Here is a 22,220-nt window from a genome sequence, read left to right as displayed (position 1 = left end):
GCTTCCGCCCGTGCAAGCGGAAGCCAGTCTCCAGATGTTCCCGTGGCGGACCACGAACCCATCGACCGGACCCGACGACCTGTGGCGGTCGGTGCGGGTGGGAAGCAGTGCCTCCGCTTGTGGATCCCCTCGTCAGGTCACCGAGGTGGCCGGGCATGGGAATCGGTCAGTGGGCAAGACTACCCCGTCGGACCGGGGCACCAAAATCGACTCGTGCTTCACCCTTCCGGGCGCAACCAGCCGAACTCGCCGTCGACCTCGACCAGGTTCCATCCCGCCGCGACGGCGGTCAGGTCCTGTCCCTCGAGCACGAAGGTGGTCGGTCCGGCGATGTCGATGACCAGGGCTGCTGCCTGCTCCTGGATCGCCGAGAGCGCGGCTGCCCCGGTCGGCACGGCCACCGGCCGGGCCTCGGGGTTCCACGCCGTCAGTTGGTCGGTGCCGGTGAAGGCCAGCAGGGCCATCCGCCCGTCCGCGCCCGTCATCAGCACCGCGGCCATGTCGCTGGACTTGTCGTGGGCCAGGCCCTGGTCGTCGTACTCGACCTCGCCCAGGACCGCGACCACCGGCACCAGCAGGCGGGAACCCTGCAACGCCTGCACCACCCGCGGGTAGCTGCCCGGGTCGGCGGCATAGGCAGCCAGCGCCGATGCGACGGCGGGCTGCTGGCCACCGTCGTCATCGGGGAACGACGACTCGAGGATCCGGGCGCCGGCGAAGCGGTCTGGGTTGCTCATGGTGGCCCCACCCTATGCTGGCTCCATGTCCGATGTGAGCTGGATGGCCCTGGCCCTCGCGCTGACCGCCTGCGGCGGGATGTGGACCTGGTATGCGTATCGCAACCGCGGGATCGCCGCAACGGTGCGCGGCGTGGCGCTGACCTTGCTGCCCGGCGCGGCCTGGCTGACCGGGACCCTGGAGTTGTTCGGCGAGGTGGCTGGTTCGGTGGCGGACTGGGCGGTCGGGTTCGCCTTCAGCCCGCTGGTGTGGGTGGGCATCGCCATGTTCGTCCTTTCCGTCCTGCTCTTCGGCGTCTCCACCCGGATCAGTGCCCCGCCAGGCGGCGCCAAGGGACGCAAGGCGGGCACGCCGGACGCCGTGGGCCCGGCTGCGCCCCCGAAGAAGGGTGCGCCCGCGCTCGATGACGACCTGGCTGACATCGAGGCGATCCTGCGGAAGCGGGGCATCTCATGAGCTCCGACCTGATCGCGCGCAACCGGTTGCGCAGCCGCCTCGACGCCGCCGTGCGGGCACACCCCGATCCCCTGCAGGCGCCGCTGATGGTCGTCGACCTGGACGCCTTCGACGCGAACGCCGCCGACCTGGTCCGTCGGGCGGGCGGCACCCCGATCCGGGTGGCCTCCAAGTCGTTGCGGGTGCCGGCCCTGCTCGAGCGGGCGCTGGCCCGGGACGGGTTCAGCGGCGTGCTGTCCTACTCCCTGCGCGAGGCCCTGTGGCTGGTCGAACACGGCGTCAGCGATGACGTGGTGATGGGCTATCCGAGCGTCGACGCTGGCGCCCTGGCCCGGTTGACCGGCTCCCCCAGCGCTGCCGGGGCGATCACCTTGATGGTGGACTCCACCGACCACCTGGACGCCATCGACGCCGCCCGCAGTTCTCGCGTGGTGCCGGTCCGGATCGCGATCGACATCGACGCCGGCCTGAAGCTCGCCGGTGCCCATGTCGGCCCGAAGCGGTCACCGCTGCATGCCACCGACGCCGTCCTCTCCCTGGCCCGCGCCGTGGTCGAGCGCGACGGCTTCAACCTGGTCGGCGTGATGACCTATGAGGGCCAGGTCGCCGGGGTCCCGGATGCGGTGCCCACCCAGCGCGCGAAGTCCGCCGTGGTCCGTCGCCTCAAGTCCGCCTCGATCGAGCAACTGCTGCAGCGGCGCCACGAGATCGCCCGCGGGCTGGCCTCCCTGGCCGAGCTGGAGTTCTGGAACGCGGGCGGGTCCGGATCGGTCGAGTCGTCGGCCGCCGACCCGGAGGTCACCGAGGTCGCGGCCGGATCCGGCCTCCTGGTGCCCGGGCTCTTCGACCACTACCGCTCCTTCACCCCACGGCCAGCTGCCTTCTTCGGCGTGCCCGTGGTCCGTCGCCCCGGCGCCGGGATGGTCACTGTCGCCGGCGGTGGCTTCATTGCCTCGGGTCCCGCTGGCGCCGACCGGGTGCCGATCCCGTGGGCTCCCCCGGGCCTGGCGCTGACCGGGCTGGAGGGCGCCGGCGAGGTCCAGACGCCGTTGACCGGACACCCGGCCGACACGCTCGCGATCGGCGACCTGGTCTGGTTCCGCCATGCCAAGTCCGGTGAACTCTTCGAGCACACCAACACCGCACACCTGCTCGAGGGCTCCGCCATCATCGCCTCGGTGCCGACCTACCGCGGCACCGGCAACAGCTTCTGATGCCCGGACCCGTCGCCGGCCTGCTGGCGGCACTCGACGGTGGGCCGCCCCTGCCCGGCGGCGGTCGCCTGCTCTGCATCGACGGTCCGCCCGGCGCAGGGAAGACGTCCCTGGCCCGCGAGCTGGCCGACGTGTGGACGCAGGAGTCGCGCACGGTCGCGGTGGTGCACATGGACGCGCTGTACGACGGGTGGGACGGACTGCGCGACCCGGGCCTCGGCGCCCGGATCCGGAACGGGCTGGTCGTCCCCTGGGCATCCGGCACCACCGGCAGGTGCCCGGCGTACGACTGGGCGCTGGGGCGCTTCGAGGGCGAGGTGGAGGTGGCACCGGCCGACCTGATGGTCCTCGAGGGCGTCGGATCGGGGATGCGTGGCCTGGCTGACCTGCGCACCGTGCTGGCCTGGGTCCAGGCGCCCCGCCAGGTGGCCACGGCCCGCGGCCTGGCCCGCGACCGGGCACTCCACGACCGGATGGGGCTGGCCTGGGACGAGGACGGTTACCGCCAGCGGTGGGAGCGGTTCTCCCGTGACGCGGATGAGTTCTTCGACCGGCACGGGCTGCCCGCCACGGCCGACCTGGTGGTCGACGGGCTCAGGGCGTCCGGTCGATGAGGCGGCGCAACTCGCGCACCCCTGCCTTGGCCCTGTCGCCGTCGCTGGCCTGGAGCGCCATCACGGCGCAGGTCTCACCATCGGCGAGGTCCAGGGTGGCCCACGGGGCACCGGGCGGCAGGTGGATGGCGATGACCTGTGCCCAGGCGAACTCGCGCGTCCGGTAGCCGTTGACGACCGTCAGGCCGGCCTCCGTCGCCGTGGCCCGGGCCCGGGCCAGTGCCCAGATGGCGACCCAGATGCCCACCCCCATCAGGACCAGGGTGATCCGCTGGAGCAGCGTGAACTGGTCGCGGATGTCCGCCGAGAGCAGGAACCACAAGGCGCCGCAGAACACCATCAACAAGACGCCGCCACCGATACCGGCGATGCGGGTGCCCAGCGGGCGCCAGGTGCGGGGCAGGGACGGGTCAGAGGCGGCAGGCATTGATCTCCGTCAGCAGGATGCCACGGGCACCGATGTCATAGAGCTCGTCCATCAGGCGCTGGCTGCCGCGGCTGGGCACCATGGCACGCACGGCCACCCATCCCTCACGGTGCAGCGGCGAGACGGTCGGCCCCTCGATGCCAGGCGTCAGGGCCACCGCACGATCGACATCCTGGCTGCGGATGTCGTAATCCATCATCACGTAGGAGCGGGCCACCAGGACCCCCTGGAGGCGGCGCAGGAAGACGTCGAACCCGGCGGGGTCCGGCGTACCGTCCCGGGCGATCAGCACGCCCTCCGACTCCAGGACCACCTCGCCGAAGGTGGCCAGGCCGGCGGCGCGCAGGGTGCTGCCGGTCTCCACCACGTCGGCGATCACGTCGGCGACGCCGAGCTTGATGCTGGTCTCGACCGCTCCGTCGAGGCGGGTCACCGTTGCGGTGATCCCCTGCTCGGCCAGGTAGCGCTCGACCACCCCGACGTACGACGTGGCGATCCGCTTGCCCTCCAACTGGGAGACGTCATCGAACTCGCCGGCCGGGCCGGCGAAGAAGAAGCGGGAGCGGCCGAAGCCGAGCTGGACCACCTCGCGGGCAGTGGCACCCGAGTCGAGCAGCAGGTCGCGGCCGGTGATGCCGATGTCGAGGGTGCCCTCCCCCACGTAGAGCGCGATGTCGCGCGGGCGCAGGTAGAAGAACTCGACACCGTTCTCGGCGTCGATCAGGGCAAGTTCCTTGGAGTCGCTGCGCTGCCGGTAGCCGGCTTCGCGCAGGATGTCGGAGGCGGACTGGGCGAGCGATCCCTTGTTGGGGACCGCGATGCGGAGCAGCCGCTCCCCATTGGTGACGGTCATGGTGTGGTCCTCAGAGGTGGGTGTAGACGTCTTCGAGGCTGAGTCCGGTCGCGATCATCAGCACCTGGGCGTGGTAGAGCAACTGGCTGATCTCCTCGGCCGCTGCGTCACGGCCCTCGTGCTCGGCAGCCATCCATGCCTCGGCGGCCTCCTCGACCAGCTTCTTGCCGATCGCATGGACGCCGGCGTCGAGTTCCTTGACGGTGCCGGAGCCCTCAGGGCGGGTCCGGGCCTTCTCGTTGAGCTCAGTCCAGAGTTCCTCGAACGTCTTCACGACGGCAAGCCTACGGCGTACGGCGCGGGGTCCCGGCGTCGGTCCGGCCCCCGGCACCGGGCAGGTCGCGCAGCACCCGGGCCGTGGCCAGTGCCGCCGCGGTGGCCTCCCATCCCTTGTCCTCGCTCGATCCCTCGAGGCCGGCCCGATCCAGGGCCTGCTGCTCGTCGTCGGTGGTGAGCAGGCCGAAGCCGACCGGCGTACCGGAGTCGAGTGCGACCCGGGTCAGGCCGTCGGTGGCGGCGTTGCACACGTAGTCGAAGTGCGGGGTGCCGCCGCGGATCACCACGCCCAGTGCGACCACGGCGTCGTGGTCACGGGCCAGCGCAGCGGCAACCACCGGGAGTTCGAAGGCTCCGGGCGCCCGGACCACGGTGGCATGGGTGACCCGGTGGGCGGCGAGCGCCCGCTCGGCACCGGCCAGCAGGCCGTCCATCACTTCCTGGTGCCAGCTCGCGGCAACGACGGCCACCGCGAGGTCGCTGCAGTCGACGGGCTCCTGTACGGGTGCTCCGGCTCCACTCATCGCAGGTCTCCTTCTTCGTTCCGGGTTCAGTCGAGGGTGCGGTCCAGGTCGGGCAGGTCGTGGCCCATCCGGTCCCGCTTGGTCATCAGGTAGGCGAGGTTGTGGTCATTGGGGTGGACGGTGAGGCCGACCCGCTCGGTGACCTCGATGCCGAAGTCACGCAGGCCGTGCTCCTTGTCCGGGTTGTTGGTCATCAACCGCACCCGCTCGATGCCCAGATCGCGCAGGATCTGGGTCGCGGTCCCGTAGTGGCGTGCGTCGGCCGGCAGGCCCAGGTCGAGGTTGGCGTCGATGGTGTCGCGTCCACCGTCCTGCAGGGCATAGGCCTGCAGCTTGGCGACCAGGCCGATGCCGCGACCCTCGTGGCCGCGCAGGTAGACCACCACGCCCCGGCCCTCGGCCACGATCCGCTCCAGTGCCTCGTCGAGCTGGGGACCGCAGTCGCAGCGCTGGGAGCCGAAGACGTCCCCGGTCAGGCACTCGGAGTGGACCCGGGTCAGCACCGGCTCGCCGGCAGCGATCGCGGCGTCGATGTCACCGTGGACCAGCGCGATGTGCTCGCTGTCGTCGACCGCGACCCGGTAGCCGAAGGCGGTGAAGTCGCCGAACCGGGTGGGCAGCTTCGTCTCCGCGACCCGGTCGGCGAGCACCTCGACGCGGCGGCGGTGGCGGACCAGTTCCTCGATCGAGATCATCTTCAGTCCGTGCTCGTCGGCGAACGCGCGCAACTCGGGGCCGCGCTTCATGGTCCCGTCGTCGTTGACCACCTCGACCAGGACGCCGGCCGGGGTGAGCCCGGCGAGGCGGGCCAGGTCGACCGCGGCCTCGGTGTGGCCCCGGCGGACCAGGACGCCTCCCTCGCGGTAGCGCAGCGGGAAGACGTGTCCGGGGCGGGTGATCTCCCACGGTTCGGTGGCCGAGTCGGCCAGCACCCGTGCGGTGTGTGCCCGGTCCGCGGCGGAGATGCCGGTGCTGACGCCGTCGCGGGCGTCGACGGAGATCGTGTAGGCCGTGCGCAGCTTGTCCTTGTTGTGCGGGGTCATCAGCGGGATCTCGAGCCGGTCCAGCATCGCGGCCGGCATCGGCACGCAGATCACTCCGCTGGAGTGGCGGATGGTGAAGGCCATCAGCTCCGGTGTCGCCTTGGAGGCGGCGAAGATGATGTCGCCCTCGTTCTCCCGGTCCTCGTCGTCCACGACGACGACCGCCTTGCCCGCGGCGATGTCCGCAATGGCGTCCTCGACGGAGTCGAGGCGGACGCGGGCGCCGGTGGGGTCACTCATTGTTCTCTCCTTGTTGGACATATCCGCTGACCAGCAGCTTCTCCACGTGCTTGGCGATCACGTCGGCCTCCAGGTTGACCCGCTCCCCCACGCCGCGGAAGCCGAGCGTGGTGCGGGCCAGGGTCTCGGGGATGAGGCTGATCGTGAACGATTCGGGGCGTGCCTCGACGACGGTCAGCGAGATGCCGTCGACGGTGATCGATCCCTTGTCGACCAGGTAGCGCCCCAGTCCGTCGGGCAGGGAGACCTCGACGACCTCCCAGTGCTCGCTGCGGCTGCGCGCCAGGACGGTGCCGACCCCGTCGACGTGGCCCTGGACGATGTGTCCGCCGAGCCGCTTCTCGACGGTGACGGCGCGCTCCAGGTTGACCCGGTGGCCCGGCGCGAGGTCGCCCAGTGACGTCTTGTCGAGCGTCTCCTGCATGACGTCGGCGGTCCAGCACCCCTCGCCGAGCTCGGCAACGGTGAGGCAGCAGCCGTTGACCGCGATCGAGTCGCCCAGCCCGGTGCCGGCCAGGACGACCTCGGCGGCCACGGTGATCCGGATGGCATCGCCCTGTTGCGCGATCTGCTCGACGGTGCCGAGCTCCTCGATGATTCCGGTGAACATCAGCTCTTCTCCTCCGGGGTGGGTCGGTTCGGGACCAGGGTGAGGCGGACGCCGGCCTCGGCACCCGTGCCGAGCACGGCGGCGTCGATGAGCTCCCACCGCATCGCGTCGGCGATGGTGGTGATGCCCAGGTCCGCGACGGCGCTGGGTCCGGCGCCGAGCAGCACCGGCGCGACGTAGGTGACCACCTCGTCGACCAGGCCGGCGGCGAGGAAGGCAGCGGCCAGGGTGGGGCCGCCCTCGAGGAACACGTGGCGTCGTCCCAGATCGAACAGTTCGCCCAGTGCGGTCCGTGGGTCGCGGGTGTGCAGGTGGAGTGTTTCGGCGCGGTCGTTGAAGGCCCGCAGGCCGGTGGGCAGGTCACGCTCCCCCATCACCACGCGCAGCGGCTGGTGTGCCACCGGGTGGTCGGCGTCGTCGCGCACGGTGAGCTCCGGGTCGTCCACGGCCACCGTGTTGGTGCCCACCAGCATCACGTCGCACTCGCCGCGGAGCCGGTGGGTGTCGCGGCGCGAGGGAAGCGCAGTGATCCAGCGGCTGGTGCCGTCGGCGGCGGCGCTGCGCCCGTCCAGCGTGGTGGCGAACTTCCAGGTCACCAGGGGGCGCTGGTGGGCCAGGCCGAAGGTCCATGCCCGGTTGAGCCGCCGTGCCTCGTCGTGCCGGTGCCCGGCGATGACCTCGATGCCCGCAGCACGCAGGGTGTCGCTGCCCCCGGTCGCGACCGGGTTCGGGTCGCCCTGGGCGAAGACGACGCGGCGTACCCCCGCCTCGACCAGTGCCCCGGAACACGGTGGGGTGCGGCCGGTGTGGTTGCACGGCTCGAGGGTGACCACGGCCGTGGCGCCCCGGGCGCGGTCACCGGCCTCGGCCAGGGCGGCCGCCTCGGCATGCGGCGTGCCGGCGCCCCGGTGGAAGCCTTCGGCGATGACGCTGCCGGTCTCGTCGAGCAGGACGCAGCCGACGCGCGGGTTGGGGCCGAGCGGTACGCCGGGAGTCGAGGCGATCTCGAGAGCGCGCGCCATCGCGCGGTCCTCGACCGCTGCGACTGCCCGTGCCTGCACCATCGTGGTCCCTCATGTCCGTTCGCGGACTCCGGGGCGGAAGGTGGATGGTCTGCGGGCCCGGGTCCCGTCCGGGTGCTCGACCATGGCCGATCCGGGCAGGACCACTGCGTGCGCTTCCCATCCGGACTATGACCGTCGGTCCAGGAATCACACCTGGTCAACCGGTCACTGGCTGTGACCGGGTCGCGGACTCCCACGCAGGTTTCCCCGTGTGGTCACCGCCGGTTCGGAATTGCACCGATCCCAGAGCACGCGAGTTGTTCACTCGTCTTCGGCTCATCCTGCCACAGCGTCGGATCCCTCCTGGCCCAGGGCCCGCTGGGCGGACTCGGCGCGGGCCCGCAACGCGGCGACCATCGCGTCGGGGTCCTCGGCGGAATAGACCGCCGAGCCGGCCACGAAGACGTCGGCCCCTGCCTCGGCGCAGCGCTCGATGGTCTCCAGGGAGACTCCCCCGTCGACCTGGAGCCAGGTCTGGACGCCACGGCGCTCCATCATCGCCCGGGCCTTGCGGATCTTGGGCAGGCACAGGTCGAGGAAGCCCTGGCCGCCGAAGCCCGGCTCGACGGTCATCACCAGCACCATGTCGAGCTCGTCGAGGAGGTCCTCGTAGGGCTCGATCGGGGTGGCCGGCTTCAGCGCCATGCTGGCCCGTGCCCCCTGTGCCCGGATCTCGCGGGCCAGCCGGACCGGTGCCGCCGCCGCCTCGACGTGGAAGGTCACCGACCCGCAGCCGGCCTCGGCGTACGCCGGCGCCCAGCGGTCCGGGTCGTCGATCATCAGGTGGGCGTCCATCGGCAGTGGCGTCGACCGGGCCAGGGACTCCACCACTGGGAGGCCCAGGGTCAGGTTCGGCACGAAGTGGTTGTCCATCACGTCGACATGGACCCAGTCCGCGCTGCGGATCCGGTTCACCTCACTGGCGAGGTTGGCGAGGTCGGCGTTCAGGACGGACGGCGTGATCTGGATTCCCACGCCCGCAACCCTATCCGGGCAGGGCGATGGTGAGCAGGAACACCGCGTCGGTGCGGGCCTGGACCGAGTGGCGCACCGGCGGGATCGGCACCAGGTCACCGGCGCCCAGCTCCCAGCGTTGGTCACCGGCGATCAGCACGACCTCGCCCTGGAGGACCTGGAGGCAGGCCGGCCCCGGTGCATCGTGCTCGGCCAGGGCAGCGTCGGCGGCCAGCGCCATCAGCACGGCCCGCTGCCCGTCCCCGTGCAGGACCGACTTGGCGGTGCGGCCCGCGGTGTGGTTGGGCAGGTCGGCGACCAGTTCGGCCGCCAGCGCGGTCAGGTTGACCGGTTCGATGGGCTCGCTCATGGCTCCACCATGCCATCCCCGTCGGCCTCGTCGCGCGCGGCCCACTCCAGCAGCGGCGCCAGGTCGAACGGATGCCCGTCGATGTCGGCGTGCAGGTCGCCGATCCGTGCGAACCGGCCGGGCATCGAGACGATCGTGAAGTCGTCCGGCACCGCGTCGTCGATCTCCGACCAGGCGAGCGGTGCCGAGACGCGGGCCTCGGGCACGCCGCGCACCGAGTACGCCGCGGCGATGGTGTGGTCGCGGGTGTTCTGGTTGTAGTCGACGAAGAGCTGGCCCGGGTCCCGGTCCTTGCGCCACCAGGCGGTGGTCACGTCCTCGGGTGCCCTGCGCTCGACCTCGCGGGCGAAGGCGTGGGCGGCACGGCGTACGTCGGCGAAGCCGTGCACCGGTGGGATCCGGACATAGACGTGCAGCCCCGAGCCACCGCTGGTCTTGGGGAACCCGACCGCACCGATCTCGTCGAGCAGTTCGTGGACCACGCCGGCCACGCGGCGTACCTGCGCCCAGTCCGACTCCGGGCCCGGATCGAGGTCGATGCGCCACTCGTCCGGCTTCTCCGGGTCGGCGCGACGACTGTTCCACGGGTGGAACTCGACCGTCGACATCTGCACGGCCCAGATCACGGAGCCGAGCTCGGTGACGCAGAGTTCGTCGGCGGTCCGGTTCCAGCGCGGGAAGTGGAGGCGGACCGTCTCCACCCAGGCCGGGGCACCGTTGGGGATCCGCTTCTGGTGCACCTTGTCGCCCGAGAGCCCCTTCGGGAAGCGGTGCAGCATGCACGGCCGCTCGAGGAGCGCGTTCACGATGCCCGGGCCGACGGCCAGGTAGTAGTCGACCAGGTCGTGCTTGGTGAGCCCGGTGTCGCTGGTGCTGCTCGGCGGGAAGTAGACGCGATCCGGGTTGCTGATCCGGATCACCCGGTCGTCCACCTCGACCTCGATCGCCGGCGCCTGGGAAGCCATGGCCTCAGGCTAGACCCGTCAGCGGCGCAGCAACGCCAAGAACATGGCGTCGGTGCCGTGGCGGTGCGGCCACAGTTGCACGGTGCCCGGCAGCGGTCCGGCGATGTCGGCCACGGTGACGCCCGGTACGCCGGCCAGCGCGGCCTCGGCGTCGACCAGCACCGCCTCCGGGTGGTCGGCCAGGACGTCCTCGACCACTCCGCGGGTCTCGGCCAGCACCGGGGAGCAGGTCACGTAGGCGACCACGCCGCCGGGACGCACGGAGGCCAGCGCCTGCTTGAGCAACGCGCGTTGCAGCGGCACCAGTTCGGCGACGTCGCCCGGTTGGCGCCGCCACCGCGACTCGGGGCGGCGACGCAGCGCACCGAGCCCGGAGCAGGGTGCATCCACCAGCACCCGGTCGAAGCTCGCCGGGGCCCACGCCGGGCGGGTCCCGTCGGCGACGACCACACCGGCCAGGCCGGCGCCGCTCCGGCGGGTGGCCCGGGCGACCAGTGCGGCGCGGTGGGGTTGGCGCTCGGCGGCGAGCAGGGCGGCGCCCCGCTGCCCGGCCAGTGTCGCCAGCAGTGCGGCCTTGCCGCCCGGCCCGGCGCAGGTGTCGAGCCACTGTTCGTCGCGCCCGGTCAGTGCCGCGCCGGCCAGGGCGAGCGTGACCAGTTGCGATCCCTCGTCCTGGACCGCGGCCCGGCCCTCGGCCACGGCATCGATGGCGCCCGGGTCGCCCGAGGCGAGGACCAGTGCATGGGGTGACTGGCCGGTCGGCTCGGCTCCGGCGCTGCGCAGTTCCGCGGTGGTGGCCAGGCCCGGGCGGGCCACCAGGGTGACCTTCGGGGCCGCATTGTCCGCGGCGAGCAGCGCGTCGAGTTCGGCCTCGGCGCCCACGGCAGCCAGCGCGGCCTGCAGTTCCTCCACCACCCAGACCGGGTGGGCGTGGGCCAGGGTTGCGAGCCCGACCGGGTCGGCAGGGGCCAGGCGGCGTACCCACTGGTCGTGGTCGTGGCCGGAGACCTTGCGCAGCACCGCGTTGGTGAACCCGGCCGGGCCGTGGCCGACCCGGGCACGGACCAGGTCGACGGTGCTGGAGATCGCCGCATGGGCGGGCACCCGCATGGCGAGCAACTGGTGGGCGCCGAGTCGCAATGCATCGAGCACCTTCGCCTCGACCTTGGCCAGCGGCCGGTCGATGCAGGCGGCCAGGATCGCGTCGTACGTGCCCTGCCGGCGCAGGGTGCCGCTGACCAGTTCGGTGGCAAAGGCGGCGTCGCGGCCCGACAGGTTGGCCTCGCGGAGCACGCGCGGCAGCACCAGGTTGGCGTAGGCGTCGTCGACGCGGACCGCCTTGAGCACGTCGTACGCCGCGGCGCGCGGCGCGTCGATCCGGGGCCGCGCTCGCTTCACTGGTCCCCGAAGGTGGTGCCCGGCGCCAGCGTCACGCCGCGGGCCCAGTCGGCCGCAGCCATCTGCTTCTTGCCGAACGCCTTGACCTCGCCCAGGCGGACCGGCACGGTGCCGGTGCCGACGTGGACCGCCTTCTTGGTGACGGCAAGCTGGCCCGGAGGCAGTTGTTCGTGGTCGGCCTCAGGGGTGACGGGACCGATCTTGATCCGCTCGCCCTCATGGGTCGACCACGCGCCCGGCCCGGGGGTGCAGGCGCGGACCTGGCGGTCGATCTGCACCGCGGGGCGGGTCCAGTCGATCCGCGCGTCGTCGACCAGGATCTTCGGCGCCAGGCTGATCCCCTCGGCCGGCTGCTCGCGCGGGACCAGGGAACCGTCGGCGATGCCGTCCAGGGTGCTCACCAGCAGGTGGGCACCGCCCTCGGCCAGGCGGGCGAGCAGGTCCCCGGAGGTGTCGGTGGGGCGGATCGTCTCGGTCATCACCCCGAAGACGGCGCCGGCGTCGAGTTCCTTCACGATCCGGAAGGTGCTGGCCCCGGTGATCTCGTCACCGGCCCAGATGGCGTGCTGCACCGGCGCGGCACCGCGCCAGGCGGGCAGCAGGGAGAAGTGCAGGTTGATCCAGCCATGGACCGGGATGTCCAGCGCGGACTGGGGCAGCAGGGCGCCGTAGGCCACCACGGGGCAGGCGTCGGGGGTCAGGTCGCGCAGCGCGGCCTGGAACTCCTCGTCGCGCGGGTGGGTGGGCTTGAGCACCGGGATGCCCAGTTCCTCGGCGCGCTGGGCGACCGGTGAGGCGACCAGCTTGCGTCCGCGCCCGGACGGGGCGTCGGGGCGGGTGACCACCCCGACCAGGTCGTGGCCGGAGGCGGCGATGGCATCCAGTGCGGGAACGGCCACCTCGGGGGTGCCGGCGAAGACGACGCGCATCAGATGCCGAGCCCCCTCGTTGCGTGGGGCGAGATCTTGACGCGGGGTTGTTCCAGGCCGAACCAGTCGGACTCCCGGATCACCTTCATGGCTGCCTTCCGTGCCTCGACGTCGAGGCGGTCGATGAAGAGGACACCGTCCAGGTGGTCGGTCTCGTGCTGGATGGCACGGGCCAGCAGTTCGGAGCCGCGGATCTCGACCGGCTCGCCGTGCATGTTGAATCCGTTGGCGACCACGTGCATCGCCCGGCGGCACTCATAGGAGAGCTCCGGGAGGGAGAGGCACCCCTCGAGGTCGATCTGCTGCTCCTCGGAGAGCTCCAGCGTCGGGTTGACCAGGTGGCCGACATCGCCGTCGACGTTCCAGGTGAAGACCCGGAGCCCGACGCCGATCTGGGGCGCGGCCAGGCCCGCGCCCGGCGCCTCGAGCATGGTGTCGGTCAGGTCGGCGACAAGGGTGCGCAGCTCCTTGTCGAAGGTGGTGACCTCTGCTGCGCGGCTGCGCAGGACCGGGTCGCCGAAAAGGCGGATGGGCTGGACTGCCACGGTGCTCCTTGCTGTTCGATTGCGCCGATCAGTGTACGGCCGACGGGGCGGATCCGTTCAGAGGACGTAGGGGTCGACCTGGACCCGGACCGCGTCCAGCTTCCGGGCCGCGCGGACCCGCTGCAGCTGGCCGAGTGCCTCGGCCAGGGCCGCGCTCCGTGCCCGCGGGACGCGCAGCACCACCCGCACCTCGTCGCCATCGCCGGCCGGGACCGGCCCGAGCACCTCGACATCCGGCACGGGGCCGAGCACGGTGAGGGCATCGTCGACGGCACCGGCCTCGCCGCTGATCGTGGCCATCCTGCTGGCCGGCGGGAGGTGGGCAGATCGGCGCTCCTCGGTCTCCCGGGCGGCAAAACCGCCCGGGTCCCAACGGACCAGGGCCTGCAGCGTCGGATCCGCTGGGTCGCCCACGGCCAGCACCTTGCCGCCGGGGCGGACCAGGGCCGCTGCGTTCATCCAGCGGCGCAGCGCCTCCTCGGCCGTGCGCAGGCCGGGCCTGCCCAGCACCAGTGCCGTGTCGAGCAGGACGACGGCCGCATAGCCGTCCTCGGCGACGGGCTCGGCCCCCGGCGTGGCGACCACGACGGCAGGTTCGGCGCCCACGCGGTCGATGACGTGGTCGCCGCTGCTGCCGCGGATCCTGGTGCCGGGCAACGCCCGGCCGAGCTCCTCGGCCGTGCGTGCTTCGCCGCGCACCGGGGCACGCAGCCCGCGGTGGCCGCATTCGGTGCAGGCGAAGTCACCGGCACTGGTCCCGCACCAGGCACATGCCGGGGCGAGGTCGGCGCGCGACTGGCGCAGTGGACCGGCGCAGGCGCGGCACCGGGCCGGCGTACGGCAGCGGGCGCAGGCCAGGCTGGCGGCGTACCCGGCACGCGGTGCCTGCACCAGGACCGGACCGGTGGCGAGTGCGGCACGGATCAGGTCGAACGCCTGGCGGGGCACCTGGGCGGCTCGCCCGCTCGGGTCACGCTCGAGTTCGCGGTCGGTGGCGCCGGTCACCGCCACCGTCACCCCGCGGCGCACCACGGCGCGTTCGGGAACCAGTTCGGCGGCCCAGCCGGTGGCGACCAGGAAGTGGCCCTCCACGGTGCGTGCGTAGCCGCCGACGAGTGCGGCCGTCCCCTCGAGTTCGGCGCGGGTGAGCAGCACCTCGCGAGTGTGCGGGTACGGCGCCCGCGGCTCGACGTACAGGTCGTCCCCGTCGTCCCAGATCACCACCAGTCCGAGGTCGGCCACGGGAGCGAAGGCAGCCGCCCGGGTGCCGGCCACCACCCGGACCGCACCGCGGGAGACCGCGAGGAAGGCGCGATAGCGGGCGGCGGGGCCGCTCTCCGCGGTGAGCACCACGTGCCGGTCGGGGCCCAGCGCGGCGGTGAGGGCTGCGTCGAGGCGGGCGAGGTCCTTGCCGTCGGGGACGCAGACCAGCACGCCCCGGCCGGCCGCGGCGGTGACGGCAGCAGCCTCGGCGACCAAGGCCGTCCAGTCGGCGCCCGGAGGGGGTGACCAGACCGCGCGCGGCGTGCGCCCGTCGGCCAGGGCAGCCAGGAAGGACGGGCCGTGGACCAGTTCCTGCCACCCCGATCGCGCCCGTTGCGGGGCGGCGGCGACCGGCCCGGCCACCGGGGAGGGTTCCTTCTCGGTGGTGGCATGCCGGGGCGGGATCGCCAACCGGAGGACGTCGGAGCGGGTGCCGGCGTACCTGCGGGCGATGTCACCACTCAGCCGCGCCACCGCCGCGCTGAGCACGGGCTCGGCGCTGACCACCCGGCGCAGGGGCTGCAGGCGTCCCTCATGCTCCGAGGCGGCCACCCGTTCGAGGAGGAACCCGTCGACGTCCTGGCCGGCGAAGCGGACCTTGACCCGTACGCCGGGCAGCGCGGAGTCGGCCATGGTCGCCGGCACCGCGTAGTCGAAGGTGCGGTCCAGGTGGGCCAGTGCGACGTCGACCAGCACCCGGGCGACCGGGTCGGTCGCGGCCAGTTCGACCTGCTTCCTGGCCGGTGCCGCCTTGCTGATCCGGGCACGGACCAGCCCGGGAAGCAGTTCCTGCTGCTTCCCGGGCTGGTCTGGCTCGTTGGGCTCCACGCGGCATTCCTACCAGTGGGGCCCGACACACTGCTCTCCTGGTGAGGCAGCGGTGCTGGCCTCAGGCGTTGGCGGCGGCCTTGAGCGCGTCGGCGCGGTCGGTGCGCTCCCAGGTGAACTCGGGGAGCTCGCGACCGAAGTGGCCGTACGCCGCGGTCTTGGCATAGATCGGGCGGAGCAGGTCCAGGTCGCGGATGATCGCGGCCGGGCGCAGGTCGAAGACCTCCAGGACCGCCTGCTGGATCTTCTCGTCGGGGACAGTGCCGGTGCCGAAGGTCTCGATGAAGACCCCGACCGGGTGTGCCTTGCCGATCGCGTAGGCGACCTGCACCTCGCACTGGCGGGCCAGGCCGGCGGCCACCACGTTCTTGGCGACCCAGCGCATCGCGTACGCCGCAGAGCGGTCAACCTTCGACGGGTCCTTGCCGGAGAACGCGCCACCACCGTGGCGGGCCATGCCGCCGTAGGTGTCCACGATGATCTTCCGGCCGGTCAGCCCGGCGTCACCCATCGGGCCGCCGACGACGAACTTGCCGGTCGGGTTGACCAGCAGGCGGTAGCCCTCCGACGGGATGTCGAAGCCCTCCAGCACGGCGTCGATCACGTGCTTCTTGATGTCGGCCTCGAGGGTGGCGTGGTCGATCTCCTCGGCGTGCTGGGTGGAGAGGACCACGGTGTCGATGCGCACCGGGCGGTTCTGGTCGTCGTACTCGATGGTGACCTGGGTCTTGCCGTCGGGACGCAGGTAGTCCAGCGTGCCGTCCTTGCGGACCGCAGAGAGGCGCTCGGAGAGCGTCTGGGCGATCTTGATCGGCAGCGGGAACAGCTCGGGTGTGTCGTCACAGGCGTAGCCGAACATCAGGCCCTGGTCGCCGGCTCCACGCTTGTCGAGGTCGTCCTCACTGCTGCCGACCCGGGACTCGTGGCCGTCGTCAACGCCCGCGGCGATGTCGGCGGACTGTCCACCGATGGCGACCTGGACACCACAGGTGGTGCCGTCGAAGCCCTTGTCGGAGTGGTCGTAGCCGATTTCGAGGATCTTCTTGCGCACCAGTTCGGCCACCGGCGCATAGGCGTTGGTGCGGACCTCGCCGGCGACGACCACGAGGCCGGTGGTCAGGAGGGTCTCGACCGCCACGCGCAGGTTCGCGGTGTCGGCGTCGTTGGCCATGAGGTAGTCGAGAACGGTGTCGCTGATCTGGTCAGCGATCTTGTCGGGGTGACCTTCGGTCACGGACTCCGACGTGAAGAGACGTCCAGCCACGGGTGTTTCACTCCTGAATTGTTGGGGTGCTGCTTGAACGATACTGCGGTAGAACGAGTTACGTTCCAGCGTCTCAGCGGTCCAGGCGGGAGGCGACCTGGTCCCAGATCGCGTGGGCCACGCGGGCCTTGCTCCCCCGCGGGACCGGGGTCGGTCCACCGTCCACAGCGAGGATGACGGCCTCGTTCTCCCCGCTTCCGAAGACCGCTCCCCCGCTGACGTCGTTGACCACGAGCAGGTCGCAGCCCTTGCGCGCCAGTTTCGCGGTGGCCAGTTCCAGCACGGTCCCCGTCTCGTCGCCGGTCTCCGCGGCGAAGCCGACGATGACCTGTCGGGCCTTCGCCCGGTCGCCGGAGAGTTCCTTGAGGATGTCCGGGTTCTGCGCCAGTTCGATGCTGGGTGCCGACCCGTCGGCCGCCTTCTTGATCTTGTGGCCGCTGGTCGCGACCGGCCGGAAGTCCGCCGGTGCGGCTGCCATCACGATGGCATCGGCCGACGGCGCGGCCTCGAGCATCGCGTCGCGCAATTCGGCGGTGGTGGCCACCTGGACCACCTTCACCCCGGCCGGGGTGGGGACCGTGACGTTGGCGGCGACCAGGGTGACCTCGGCGCCCCGGGCGGCGGCGGTCCGGGCCAGGGCAATGCCCTGGAGGCCCGAGGAGCGGTTGCCCAGGAAGCGCACCGGGTCCAGTGGCTCGCGGGTGCCCCCGGCGGAGACGAGGACGTGGCGGCCGGCCAGGTCGCCACTCGGCGCGCCCCGGTCGAGCACGTCGAGGCAGAACTCGAAGATCGCGGCAGGCTCGGGGAGGCGGCCCTTGCCGGTGTCCTTGCCGGTGAGCCGGCCCTCGGCCGGCTCGATCACGACATTGCCGCGCTCGCGCAGCGTGGCCACGTTCGCCGTGGTGGCCGGGTGCTCCCACATCTCGGTGTGCATGGCGGGCGCGAAGACCACCGGGCAGCGTGCGGTGAGCAGGGTGTTGGTGAGCAGGTCGCCGGCCTGGCCGTGGGCCGCCTTGGCCAGCAGGTCGGCCGTGGCCGGGGCGACGACGACGAGGTCGGCCTCCTGGCCGATCTTCACGTGCGGGACCGCGTGTACGTCGTCCCACACCTCGCTGCTGACCGGCTTGCCGGAGAGTGCCGCCCAGGTCGGGGCACCGACGAACTCCAGGGCGGCAGCCGTCGGCACGACGGTGACGTCATGGCCCGATTCGGTGAATCGCCGCAGCAGCTCGCAGGCCTTGTAGGCCGCGATGCCGCCGCTGACGCCAAGGACGACGCGGGCCATCGACCGGGGCTCCGGGACTACTCGGCGCTGGCGAGGTCGGCCTCGGCAGCCGCGGCACGGGCGGCTTCCTCGGCAGCCAGCTCGGCCGGGTCGACGTCCTCGCAGGTGAGCAGGTCGTCGTTGATCTCGCGCAGGGCGATGGAAAGCGGCTTCTCCTGGACGTGGGTGTCCACGAGTGGGCCGACGTACTCGAGCAGGCCCTCGCCGAGCTGGGAGTAGTAGGCGTTGATCTGCCGGGCGCGCTTGGCGCTGTAGAGGACCAGCTTGTACTTCGAGTCCGTCTTGGTGAGCAGATCATCGATCGGGGGGAAGGTGACACCCTCGCCGGTGGGGACAGACACGTGCACACGCCTCACAGAAAATTGATGGATGAATCAGGATCGGGGCAGGAGAAGATCACTGCGCCTTCATCAAGGTTACCAACTCCTGCGCAGCATCGTGAACTTCGTGGTTGACGATGGTGGTGTCGAACTCCGCCTCGGCGGCCAGTTCACCCCGTGCAGTCTCCAGCCGGCGCTCCCGTTCCCGCTCGCCCTCCGTGCCGCGGCCGACGAGGCGGCGGACCAGTTCCTCCCACGACGGCGGCGCCAGGAAGACGAAGAGCGCCTCGGGCATGGTGGCCTTGACCTGGCGGGCGCCTTGCAGGTCGATCTCGAGCAGCGCCGGACGCCCCTGGGCCAGGGCTTCCTCGACCGGTCCGCGGGGCGTGCCGTACCGGGCTGACTTGTGGACCACCGCCCACTCCAGCAGCGCGCCCTGGGCGATCATCTCGTCGAACTCGGCGTCGGTGACGAAGTGGTAGTGGACCCCGTCCACCTCCCCGGGCCGCGGCGCGCGCGTGGTCGCCGAGACGGAGATCCACACGTCGGGGTGGTCGTCGCGGATCACTCCAGCGACCGTCCCCTTGCCGACGGCGGTCGGCCCGGCCAGCACGACCAGGCGTGCCGGTGCATCGGTCTGGCTCACCTGCTCAACCCCGCGAGGAGAACTCCGCCTCGAGCGCTGCGAGCTGCTTGATGCCCAGCCCGCGCACTCGGCGGCTCTCCGCAATGCTGAGGCGCTCCATCAGGGCCTTGGCCCGCACCTTGCCCAGGCCGGGCATCGACTGGAGTAGGTCGATCACCTTCATCTTGCCGATGACCTCGTTGGTCTGTCCCTCGCGCAGCACGTCGGAGATCGACGCACCCGAGTTCTTGAGGCGGTTCTTCACCTCGGCACGCTCCCGGCGGGAGGCGGCGGCCTTGTCCAGGGCAGCCTGGCGCTGTTCGGGGGTGAGCGGGGGCAGGGCCACGGAAGGGGTCCTCGTCAATCGATCGGCAGGTGGGACGTGGTCAATCTAGTCACAGCCCGATCCGTTCGGCAACGCAGGTCACAACAGCGAGACGCCGCAGACGTCGAGGGCGTGCTGCTCGATCCCGGCGGTGGCCCGCTGCACCTCGGGCGAGGCGAGCACCGAGGCCGCGCCGCGGATCCGGCGCCGCTCGGCCTCGGCCAGGTCGTCGGGCAGTTCGCCCGCCACGTCGTCCGGCTCCAGTCCGGCCGCCTGCAGCGCGTCGCGCAACCCGTGCAGGGCGTTGAGCAGGGTCGCCCACTCGTCCACCAGGTCGCGTGGCGCCTCGCGCCCCAACTCCTCCAGGATCGGCAGGGCGCTGAGGAAGCCGCCGGCCCCCTCCTCGTCGGCGATCCGGGTGAGGGTGGCGCTGTGCGTCGAGACCGCCTCGCAGTAGCCGGCCCGCTGGTCCTCCGCCGAGCCCGAGCACCCGGTCAACGGCGCCGTGCCCAGGGCGACCACCAGCGCAAGGATGGTGATCCGGCGGCGCAGCGGCATCAGGCGCTGCCGAGGAGCGAACGGAAGGCGTCGTTCTCGCGGCGTACGGCGTCCCGCAGGGCGACCGGGTCCGGGCCGGAGCGGAGCAGGCCGCGCGAACTGCTCGGCGAGACGTGGGCGGCAGCGGCCCCGAAGATCCGGCGCACGTCGTCGATGGTGCCGCCCTGGGCACCCACCCCCGGGGCGAGGATCGGGCCGTTGAAGTCGAACGACTCCCCCGTCTCCCCGATGGTGGCTCCGATCACCGCACCGAAGGAGCCGAGCGGCTCGGCGCCCGCGTTGAGGTCACCCAGCCCGGCCAGCACGGTCCCGGCGACACTCCGCCCGGCCCCGTCCTCGACGCGGGCGTGCTGCACCTGCGGCGCCTCCGGATTCGAGGTCAGGGCGAGCACGAAGACCCCACCGCCATGGCGCGTGGCCGTCTCGAACATCGGCGACAGGGAGCCCAGGCCCAGGTAGGGGCTGGCCGTGATCGCATCGACGGCCAGCGGGGACGACGGGTCGAGGTAGGCGTCGGCGTAGGCCTGCGAGGTCGAGCCGATGTCGCCGCGCTTGACGTCGAGCAGGACCAGCGCGCCGGCCTCGCGGCAGGTGGCGATCACCTGTTCCAGGACGGCGATGCCACGCGAGCCGAACCGCTCATAGAAGGCCGACTGCGGCTTGACCAGGGCGGCCTCACCGGCGATCGCCTCCGCCGCGCCGAGGGCGAACTTCTCCAGCCCGGAGACCGTGTCTTCCAGGCCCCATGCGGCGAGCAATCCGGCGTGCGGGTCGATCCCGGCGCAGACCGGGCCGCGGTCGCTGACGGCGGCAGCGAAGCGGGCGCCGAACGGAATGGTGGCGGAGGTGGCTGTCATCTGGTCTCTCCCTGGAGCTCGGCCGCGATCCGCGCGGCGACGGTCGGATCATGGAGCAGTGCGGTGCCGACCTGGACGGCGACGGCACCCAGGTCGAGGAAGGCGCGGGCACCGGCCGTGTCCTGGACCCCGCCGGCCGCGATCACCGGCAGTTCGGCGGCAGCCTCACGCACGGCCGCGACGCAACGCAGGGCCAGTGGCGCGATCGCCGGGCCGGAGAGCCCGCCGGGGCGCCCCTGGGGCATCACGGCCGGCACGGCGTTGCCGACCACGACGGCGTCTGCCCCGGCCTCGGCGACGGCACGCGCGAACTCAGCGACGCGGCCGGCCTCCGGCGCGAGCTTGGCCAGGACCGGGATGCCGCGCGGCAGTTCACGGCGTACGGCGGAGACCGCGCGGGCAGCGGCGAACGGCTCACTGGCATCGAAGAGGCCCAGGTCGACCCCGTCGGGGACGGAGACGTTCACCTCGACACCGGCGACCCCCGGGGCGACCGCCAGACGTCGGGTGATCGCGGCGTACTCCCCGATGCTGGCCCCGGCCACGGAGACCACGGCGGGCACGGTGTGCGCGGCCAGCCAGGGCAGCTCCCGGGCCAGGAACTGGTCGATGCCCGGGTTCTGCAGGCCGATGGCGTTGATGAAGCCCGAGGGCGACTCCGCGAGCCGCGGCGGCGGACCGCCCAGGCGCGCATCCAGGGTGACGGTGCGGGTGACGAAGGCGCCGAGTCCGGCCAGCGGGGCCAGCGCGTCGAGTTCGGGGCCGGTGCCGCCACAGCCCGCGGCCACCATCACCGGCGAGGCCATCGCCAGGCCCGGCACCGCCAGCGCAGTCGTCATGGCGCTCCCCCGACCAGCGCGTCCCAGCGGACCCGGTCGCCGCGGATCACAGGGCCCTCGTAGCAGGCACGGACCACCCGGGGTACGCCGTCCTCACCGACGACCGGCGCCGGACACCCCTGGCAGAGCCCGGTGCCGCACGGTTGCGGCAGCTCCAGGGCGACCTGGCTCCACGCGCCGTGCTGCTCGGCCGCAGTGGCCACCGCGTGCAGCGTCGCCAATGAGCCGGCTCCGTAGACGACATCCACCCCGAGGCGTTCCAGCAGTTCGGGCAACGCATCGCTGATCACGCCGCGCCGCCCCACCGACCCATCGCCGGTGACCACGGTGACCGACCGGGCCGAGCGGCGCGCCTCGAGTGCCGCGAGCAGGTGCGGTTCGTCGCTGGCACCGAGCAGCATCGAGACCACGCAGCCACGCTCCCGCAGGCGTTCGGCCAGACCGAAGAGGGGCGCCGCGGCATAGCCCTCCCCGACCAGCAGGCAGCCGACCGGTTCCCGGGGCTGGGCGAACGGGCGCCCCAGCGGCCCGGTCAGTTCGACCTTCGCGCCCTGGGTGAGGCCGGCCAGCCAGCGCGAACCTGCACCGACCGGTTCGACGATGACTTCCAGGGTGGCGCCGTGGCTGCCGGTGTGCCGCACCCGGTGGATCCACAGACTGCGCCGGGCCAGGTGGCCGCGTGGCTGGGTCTGGCCCACGGAGACGGCGACGAAGTTGCCGGGGCGGGAGAGTTCGGGGATCCCCGGTGCGACCAGGGTCAACTGGCGGTAGGCACCCACCTTCCGCACCGACAGCACTTCGCCGGTGACGTGGAGCCGCTCGTTGGCCCTGCTCAT

Annotated in this window: 27 protein-coding genes and 1 riboswitch; of the genes, 3 read left to right on the top strand and 24 right to left on the bottom strand. The window is 72.2% G+C overall.

Annotated features, from left to right (window positions below; translation table 11 throughout):
* Positions 1-218: 218 nt before the first annotated feature.
* Entirely contained in the window at positions 219-737 is a 519-nt protein-coding gene (locus Q9R27_RS06120; RefSeq protein ID WP_311251466.1) for an SseB family protein, read from the bottom strand.
* A 25-nt stretch (positions 738-762) separates the two neighbouring features.
* Between Q9R27_RS06120 and Q9R27_RS06115 the strand changes: the two genes are divergently transcribed.
* The 3 genes from Q9R27_RS06115 to Q9R27_RS06105 are packed head-to-tail and all read left to right on the top strand — an operon-like array spanning position 763 to position 3,022.
* Positions 763-1,194 carry a hypothetical protein gene (locus Q9R27_RS06115; RefSeq protein WP_311251465.1) on the top strand — a complete coding sequence of 144 codons (432 nt, stop codon included), beginning with the start codon at positions 763-765 and terminating at the stop codon, positions 1,192-1,194.
* Positions 1,191-2,408 (top strand): amino acid deaminase/aldolase, encoded by a 1,218-nt coding sequence (locus tag Q9R27_RS06110; protein WP_311251464.1) that lies wholly within the window; start codon positions 1,191-1,193, stop codon positions 2,406-2,408. Before Q9R27_RS06115 ends, Q9R27_RS06110 begins: the two co-directional genes overlap by 4 nt.
* Positions 2,408-3,022, top strand: coding sequence for a 4-amino-4-deoxy-L-arabinose transferase (locus tag Q9R27_RS06105; protein ID WP_311251463.1), 615 nt, complete (start codon positions 2,408-2,410; stop codon positions 3,020-3,022). The genes Q9R27_RS06110 and Q9R27_RS06105 overlap by 1 nt, the downstream gene beginning before the upstream one ends.
* On the opposite strand, the gene Q9R27_RS06100 is transcribed toward Q9R27_RS06105, so the two are convergent.
* From Q9R27_RS06100 to Q9R27_RS05990, 23 genes are all read right to left on the bottom strand, one after another.
* Complete coding sequence (locus tag Q9R27_RS06100) at positions 3,003-3,449, bottom strand: PH domain-containing protein (protein WP_311251462.1); 447 nt, start codon at positions 3,447-3,449, stop codon at positions 3,003-3,005. The genes Q9R27_RS06105 and Q9R27_RS06100 overlap by 20 nt on opposite strands.
* A complete protein-coding gene (hisG, locus tag Q9R27_RS06095; protein ID WP_311251461.1) occupies positions 3,433-4,302 on the bottom strand; it encodes an ATP phosphoribosyltransferase in 870 nt (289 codons plus the stop codon). The genes Q9R27_RS06100 and hisG overlap by 17 nt, the downstream gene beginning before the upstream one ends.
* Positions 4,303-4,312: 10 nt before the next feature.
* Complete coding sequence (locus tag Q9R27_RS06090) at positions 4,313-4,576, bottom strand: phosphoribosyl-ATP diphosphatase (RefSeq protein WP_311251460.1); 264 nt, start codon at positions 4,574-4,576, stop codon at positions 4,313-4,315.
* A gap of 10 nt (positions 4,577-4,586) precedes the next feature.
* Positions 4,587-5,102 carry a 6,7-dimethyl-8-ribityllumazine synthase gene (gene ribH / locus Q9R27_RS06085; protein WP_311251459.1) on the bottom strand — a complete coding sequence of 172 codons (516 nt, stop codon included), beginning with the start codon at positions 5,100-5,102 and terminating at the stop codon, positions 4,587-4,589.
* A 26-nt stretch (positions 5,103-5,128) separates the two neighbouring features.
* The gene (locus Q9R27_RS06080) at positions 5,129-6,385 is read right to left on the bottom strand and encodes a bifunctional 3,4-dihydroxy-2-butanone-4-phosphate synthase/GTP cyclohydrolase II (protein WP_311251458.1); all 1,257 of its coding nucleotides are present in this window, start codon (positions 6,383-6,385) and stop codon (positions 5,129-5,131) included.
* The gene (locus Q9R27_RS06075; protein ID WP_311251457.1) at positions 6,378-6,995 is read right to left on the bottom strand and encodes a riboflavin synthase; all 618 of its coding nucleotides are present in this window, start codon (positions 6,993-6,995) and stop codon (positions 6,378-6,380) included. Before Q9R27_RS06075 ends, Q9R27_RS06080 begins: the two co-directional genes overlap by 8 nt.
* Positions 6,995-8,059, bottom strand: coding sequence for a bifunctional diaminohydroxyphosphoribosylaminopyrimidine deaminase/5-amino-6-(5-phosphoribosylamino)uracil reductase RibD (ribD, locus tag Q9R27_RS06070; protein ID WP_311251456.1), 1,065 nt, complete (start codon positions 8,057-8,059; stop codon positions 6,995-6,997). Before ribD ends, Q9R27_RS06075 begins: the two co-directional genes overlap by 1 nt.
* A gap of 104 nt (positions 8,060-8,163) precedes the next feature.
* A riboswitch (FMN riboswitch) is annotated at positions 8,164-8,315 on the bottom strand.
* Positions 8,316-8,335: 20 nt separating this feature from the next.
* Complete coding sequence (gene rpe, locus Q9R27_RS06065; RefSeq protein ID WP_311251455.1) at positions 8,336-9,034, bottom strand: ribulose-phosphate 3-epimerase; 699 nt, start codon at positions 9,032-9,034, stop codon at positions 8,336-8,338.
* 10 nt (positions 9,035-9,044) lie between these two features.
* Positions 9,045-9,383 carry a cupin domain-containing protein gene (locus Q9R27_RS06060; RefSeq protein ID WP_311251454.1) on the bottom strand — a complete coding sequence of 113 codons (339 nt, stop codon included), beginning with the start codon at positions 9,381-9,383 and terminating at the stop codon, positions 9,045-9,047.
* The gene (ligD, locus tag Q9R27_RS06055) at positions 9,380-10,348 is read right to left on the bottom strand and encodes a non-homologous end-joining DNA ligase (RefSeq protein ID WP_311251453.1); all 969 of its coding nucleotides are present in this window, start codon (positions 10,346-10,348) and stop codon (positions 9,380-9,382) included. Before ligD ends, Q9R27_RS06060 begins: the two co-directional genes overlap by 4 nt.
* A gap of 18 nt (positions 10,349-10,366) precedes the next feature.
* Positions 10,367-11,746 carry a transcription antitermination factor NusB gene (locus Q9R27_RS06050; RefSeq protein WP_311251452.1) on the bottom strand — a complete coding sequence of 460 codons (1,380 nt, stop codon included), beginning with the start codon at positions 11,744-11,746 and terminating at the stop codon, positions 10,367-10,369.
* Positions 11,743-12,675, bottom strand: coding sequence for a methionyl-tRNA formyltransferase (gene fmt / locus Q9R27_RS06045; protein ID WP_311251451.1), 933 nt, complete (start codon positions 12,673-12,675; stop codon positions 11,743-11,745). The genes Q9R27_RS06050 and fmt overlap by 4 nt, the downstream gene beginning before the upstream one ends.
* Entirely contained in the window at positions 12,675-13,220 is a 546-nt protein-coding gene (gene def / locus Q9R27_RS06040; protein ID WP_311251450.1) for a peptide deformylase, read from the bottom strand. Before def ends, fmt begins: the two co-directional genes overlap by 1 nt.
* A gap of 57 nt (positions 13,221-13,277) precedes the next feature.
* A complete protein-coding gene (locus tag Q9R27_RS06035) occupies positions 13,278-15,311 on the bottom strand; it encodes a primosomal protein N' (protein ID WP_311251449.1) in 2,034 nt (677 codons plus the stop codon).
* A 61-nt stretch (positions 15,312-15,372) separates the two neighbouring features.
* Complete coding sequence (gene metK / locus Q9R27_RS06030) at positions 15,373-16,575, bottom strand: methionine adenosyltransferase (protein WP_311251448.1); 1,203 nt, start codon at positions 16,573-16,575, stop codon at positions 15,373-15,375.
* Between the two features lie 73 nt (positions 16,576-16,648).
* Positions 16,649-17,860, bottom strand: a complete 1,212-nt coding sequence (coaBC, locus tag Q9R27_RS06025) for a bifunctional phosphopantothenoylcysteine decarboxylase/phosphopantothenate--cysteine ligase CoaBC (protein ID WP_311251447.1) — start codon at positions 17,858-17,860, stop codon at positions 16,649-16,651.
* A gap of 17 nt (positions 17,861-17,877) precedes the next feature.
* Positions 17,878-18,207, bottom strand: coding sequence for a DNA-directed RNA polymerase subunit omega (gene rpoZ / locus Q9R27_RS06020; RefSeq protein WP_311251446.1), 330 nt, complete (start codon positions 18,205-18,207; stop codon positions 17,878-17,880).
* Positions 18,208-18,256: 49 nt separating this feature from the next.
* Positions 18,257-18,826: a guanylate kinase gene (gene gmk, locus Q9R27_RS06015; RefSeq protein WP_311251445.1), complete on the bottom strand. Its 570-nt coding sequence runs from the start codon at positions 18,824-18,826 to the stop codon at positions 18,257-18,259.
* A gap of 4 nt (positions 18,827-18,830) precedes the next feature.
* On the bottom strand, positions 18,831-19,151 hold the full coding sequence (mihF, locus tag Q9R27_RS06010) for an integration host factor, actinobacterial type (protein ID WP_311251444.1): 321 nt from the start codon (positions 19,149-19,151) through the stop codon (positions 18,831-18,833).
* A 78-nt stretch (positions 19,152-19,229) separates the two neighbouring features.
* Positions 19,230-19,688, bottom strand: a complete 459-nt coding sequence (locus tag Q9R27_RS06005; RefSeq protein ID WP_311251443.1) for a hypothetical protein — start codon at positions 19,686-19,688, stop codon at positions 19,230-19,232.
* Positions 19,688-20,545 carry an orotidine-5'-phosphate decarboxylase gene (pyrF, locus tag Q9R27_RS06000; RefSeq protein WP_311251442.1) on the bottom strand — a complete coding sequence of 286 codons (858 nt, stop codon included), beginning with the start codon at positions 20,543-20,545 and terminating at the stop codon, positions 19,688-19,690. The genes Q9R27_RS06005 and pyrF overlap by 1 nt, the downstream gene beginning before the upstream one ends.
* The gene (locus Q9R27_RS05995; protein WP_311251441.1) at positions 20,542-21,384 is read right to left on the bottom strand and encodes a nitronate monooxygenase; all 843 of its coding nucleotides are present in this window, start codon (positions 21,382-21,384) and stop codon (positions 20,542-20,544) included. Before Q9R27_RS05995 ends, pyrF begins: the two co-directional genes overlap by 4 nt.
* The gene (locus tag Q9R27_RS05990; RefSeq protein WP_311251440.1) at positions 21,381-22,220 is read right to left on the bottom strand and encodes a hypothetical protein; all 840 of its coding nucleotides are present in this window, start codon (positions 22,218-22,220) and stop codon (positions 21,381-21,383) included. Before Q9R27_RS05990 ends, Q9R27_RS05995 begins: the two co-directional genes overlap by 4 nt.

The sequence above is a fragment of the Nocardioides sp. AE5 genome (assembly GCF_031844485.1).
GTDB lineage: Bacteria > Actinomycetota > Actinomycetes > Propionibacteriales > Nocardioidaceae > Nocardioides.
Note: the sequence above shows the minus strand (reverse complement) of the source record. Positions and strands in the feature narration are given on the sequence as shown.

Bases quoted from the DNA above. Each gene is read 5' to 3' on its own strand.
- Q9R27_RS06120 (WP_311251466.1), bottom strand. From the start codon at position 737: ATGAGCAACCCAGACCGCTTCGCCGGCGCCCGGATCCTCGAGTCGTCG.
- Q9R27_RS06115 (WP_311251465.1), top strand. From the start codon at position 763: ATGTCCGATGTGAGCTGGATGGCCCTGGCCCTCGCGCTGACCGCCTGC.
- Q9R27_RS06110 (WP_311251464.1), top strand. From the start codon at position 1,191: ATGAGCTCCGACCTGATCGCGCGCAACCGGTTGCGCAGCCGCCTCGAC.
- Q9R27_RS06105 (WP_311251463.1), top strand. From the start codon at position 2,408: ATGCCCGGACCCGTCGCCGGCCTGCTGGCGGCACTCGACGGTGGGCCG.
- Q9R27_RS06100 (WP_311251462.1), bottom strand. From the start codon at position 3,449: ATGCCTGCCGCCTCTGACCCGTCCCTGCCCCGCACCTGGCGCCCGCTG.
- hisG (WP_311251461.1), bottom strand. From the start codon at position 4,302: ATGACCGTCACCAATGGGGAGCGGCTGCTCCGCATCGCGGTCCCCAAC.
- ribH (WP_311251459.1), bottom strand. From the start codon at position 5,102: ATGAGTGGAGCCGGAGCACCCGTACAGGAGCCCGTCGACTGCAGCGAC.
- Q9R27_RS06080 (WP_311251458.1), bottom strand. From the start codon at position 6,385: ATGAGTGACCCCACCGGCGCCCGCGTCCGCCTCGACTCCGTCGAGGAC.
- Q9R27_RS06075 (WP_311251457.1), bottom strand. From the start codon at position 6,995: ATGTTCACCGGAATCATCGAGGAGCTCGGCACCGTCGAGCAGATCGCG.
- ribD (WP_311251456.1), bottom strand. From the start codon at position 8,059: ATGGTGCAGGCACGGGCAGTCGCAGCGGTCGAGGACCGCGCGATGGCG.
- Q9R27_RS06060 (WP_311251454.1), bottom strand. From the start codon at position 9,383: ATGAGCGAGCCCATCGAACCGGTCAACCTGACCGCGCTGGCGGCCGAA.
- ligD (WP_311251453.1), bottom strand. From the start codon at position 10,348: ATGGCTTCCCAGGCGCCGGCGATCGAGGTCGAGGTGGACGACCGGGTG.
- fmt (WP_311251451.1), bottom strand. From the start codon at position 12,675: ATGCGCGTCGTCTTCGCCGGCACCCCCGAGGTGGCCGTTCCCGCACTG.
- coaBC (WP_311251447.1), bottom strand. From the start codon at position 17,860: ATGGCCCGCGTCGTCCTTGGCGTCAGCGGCGGCATCGCGGCCTACAAG.
- Q9R27_RS06005 (WP_311251443.1), bottom strand. From the start codon at position 19,688: ATGCCGCTGCGCCGCCGGATCACCATCCTTGCGCTGGTGGTCGCCCTG.
- pyrF (WP_311251442.1), bottom strand. From the start codon at position 20,545: ATGACAGCCACCTCCGCCACCATTCCGTTCGGCGCCCGCTTCGCTGCC.
- Q9R27_RS05995 (WP_311251441.1), bottom strand. From the start codon at position 21,384: ATGACGACTGCGCTGGCGGTGCCGGGCCTGGCGATGGCCTCGCCGGTG.
- Q9R27_RS05990 (WP_311251440.1), bottom strand. From the start codon at position 22,220: ATGAGCAGGGCCAACGAGCGGCTCCACGTCACCGGCGAAGTGCTGTCG.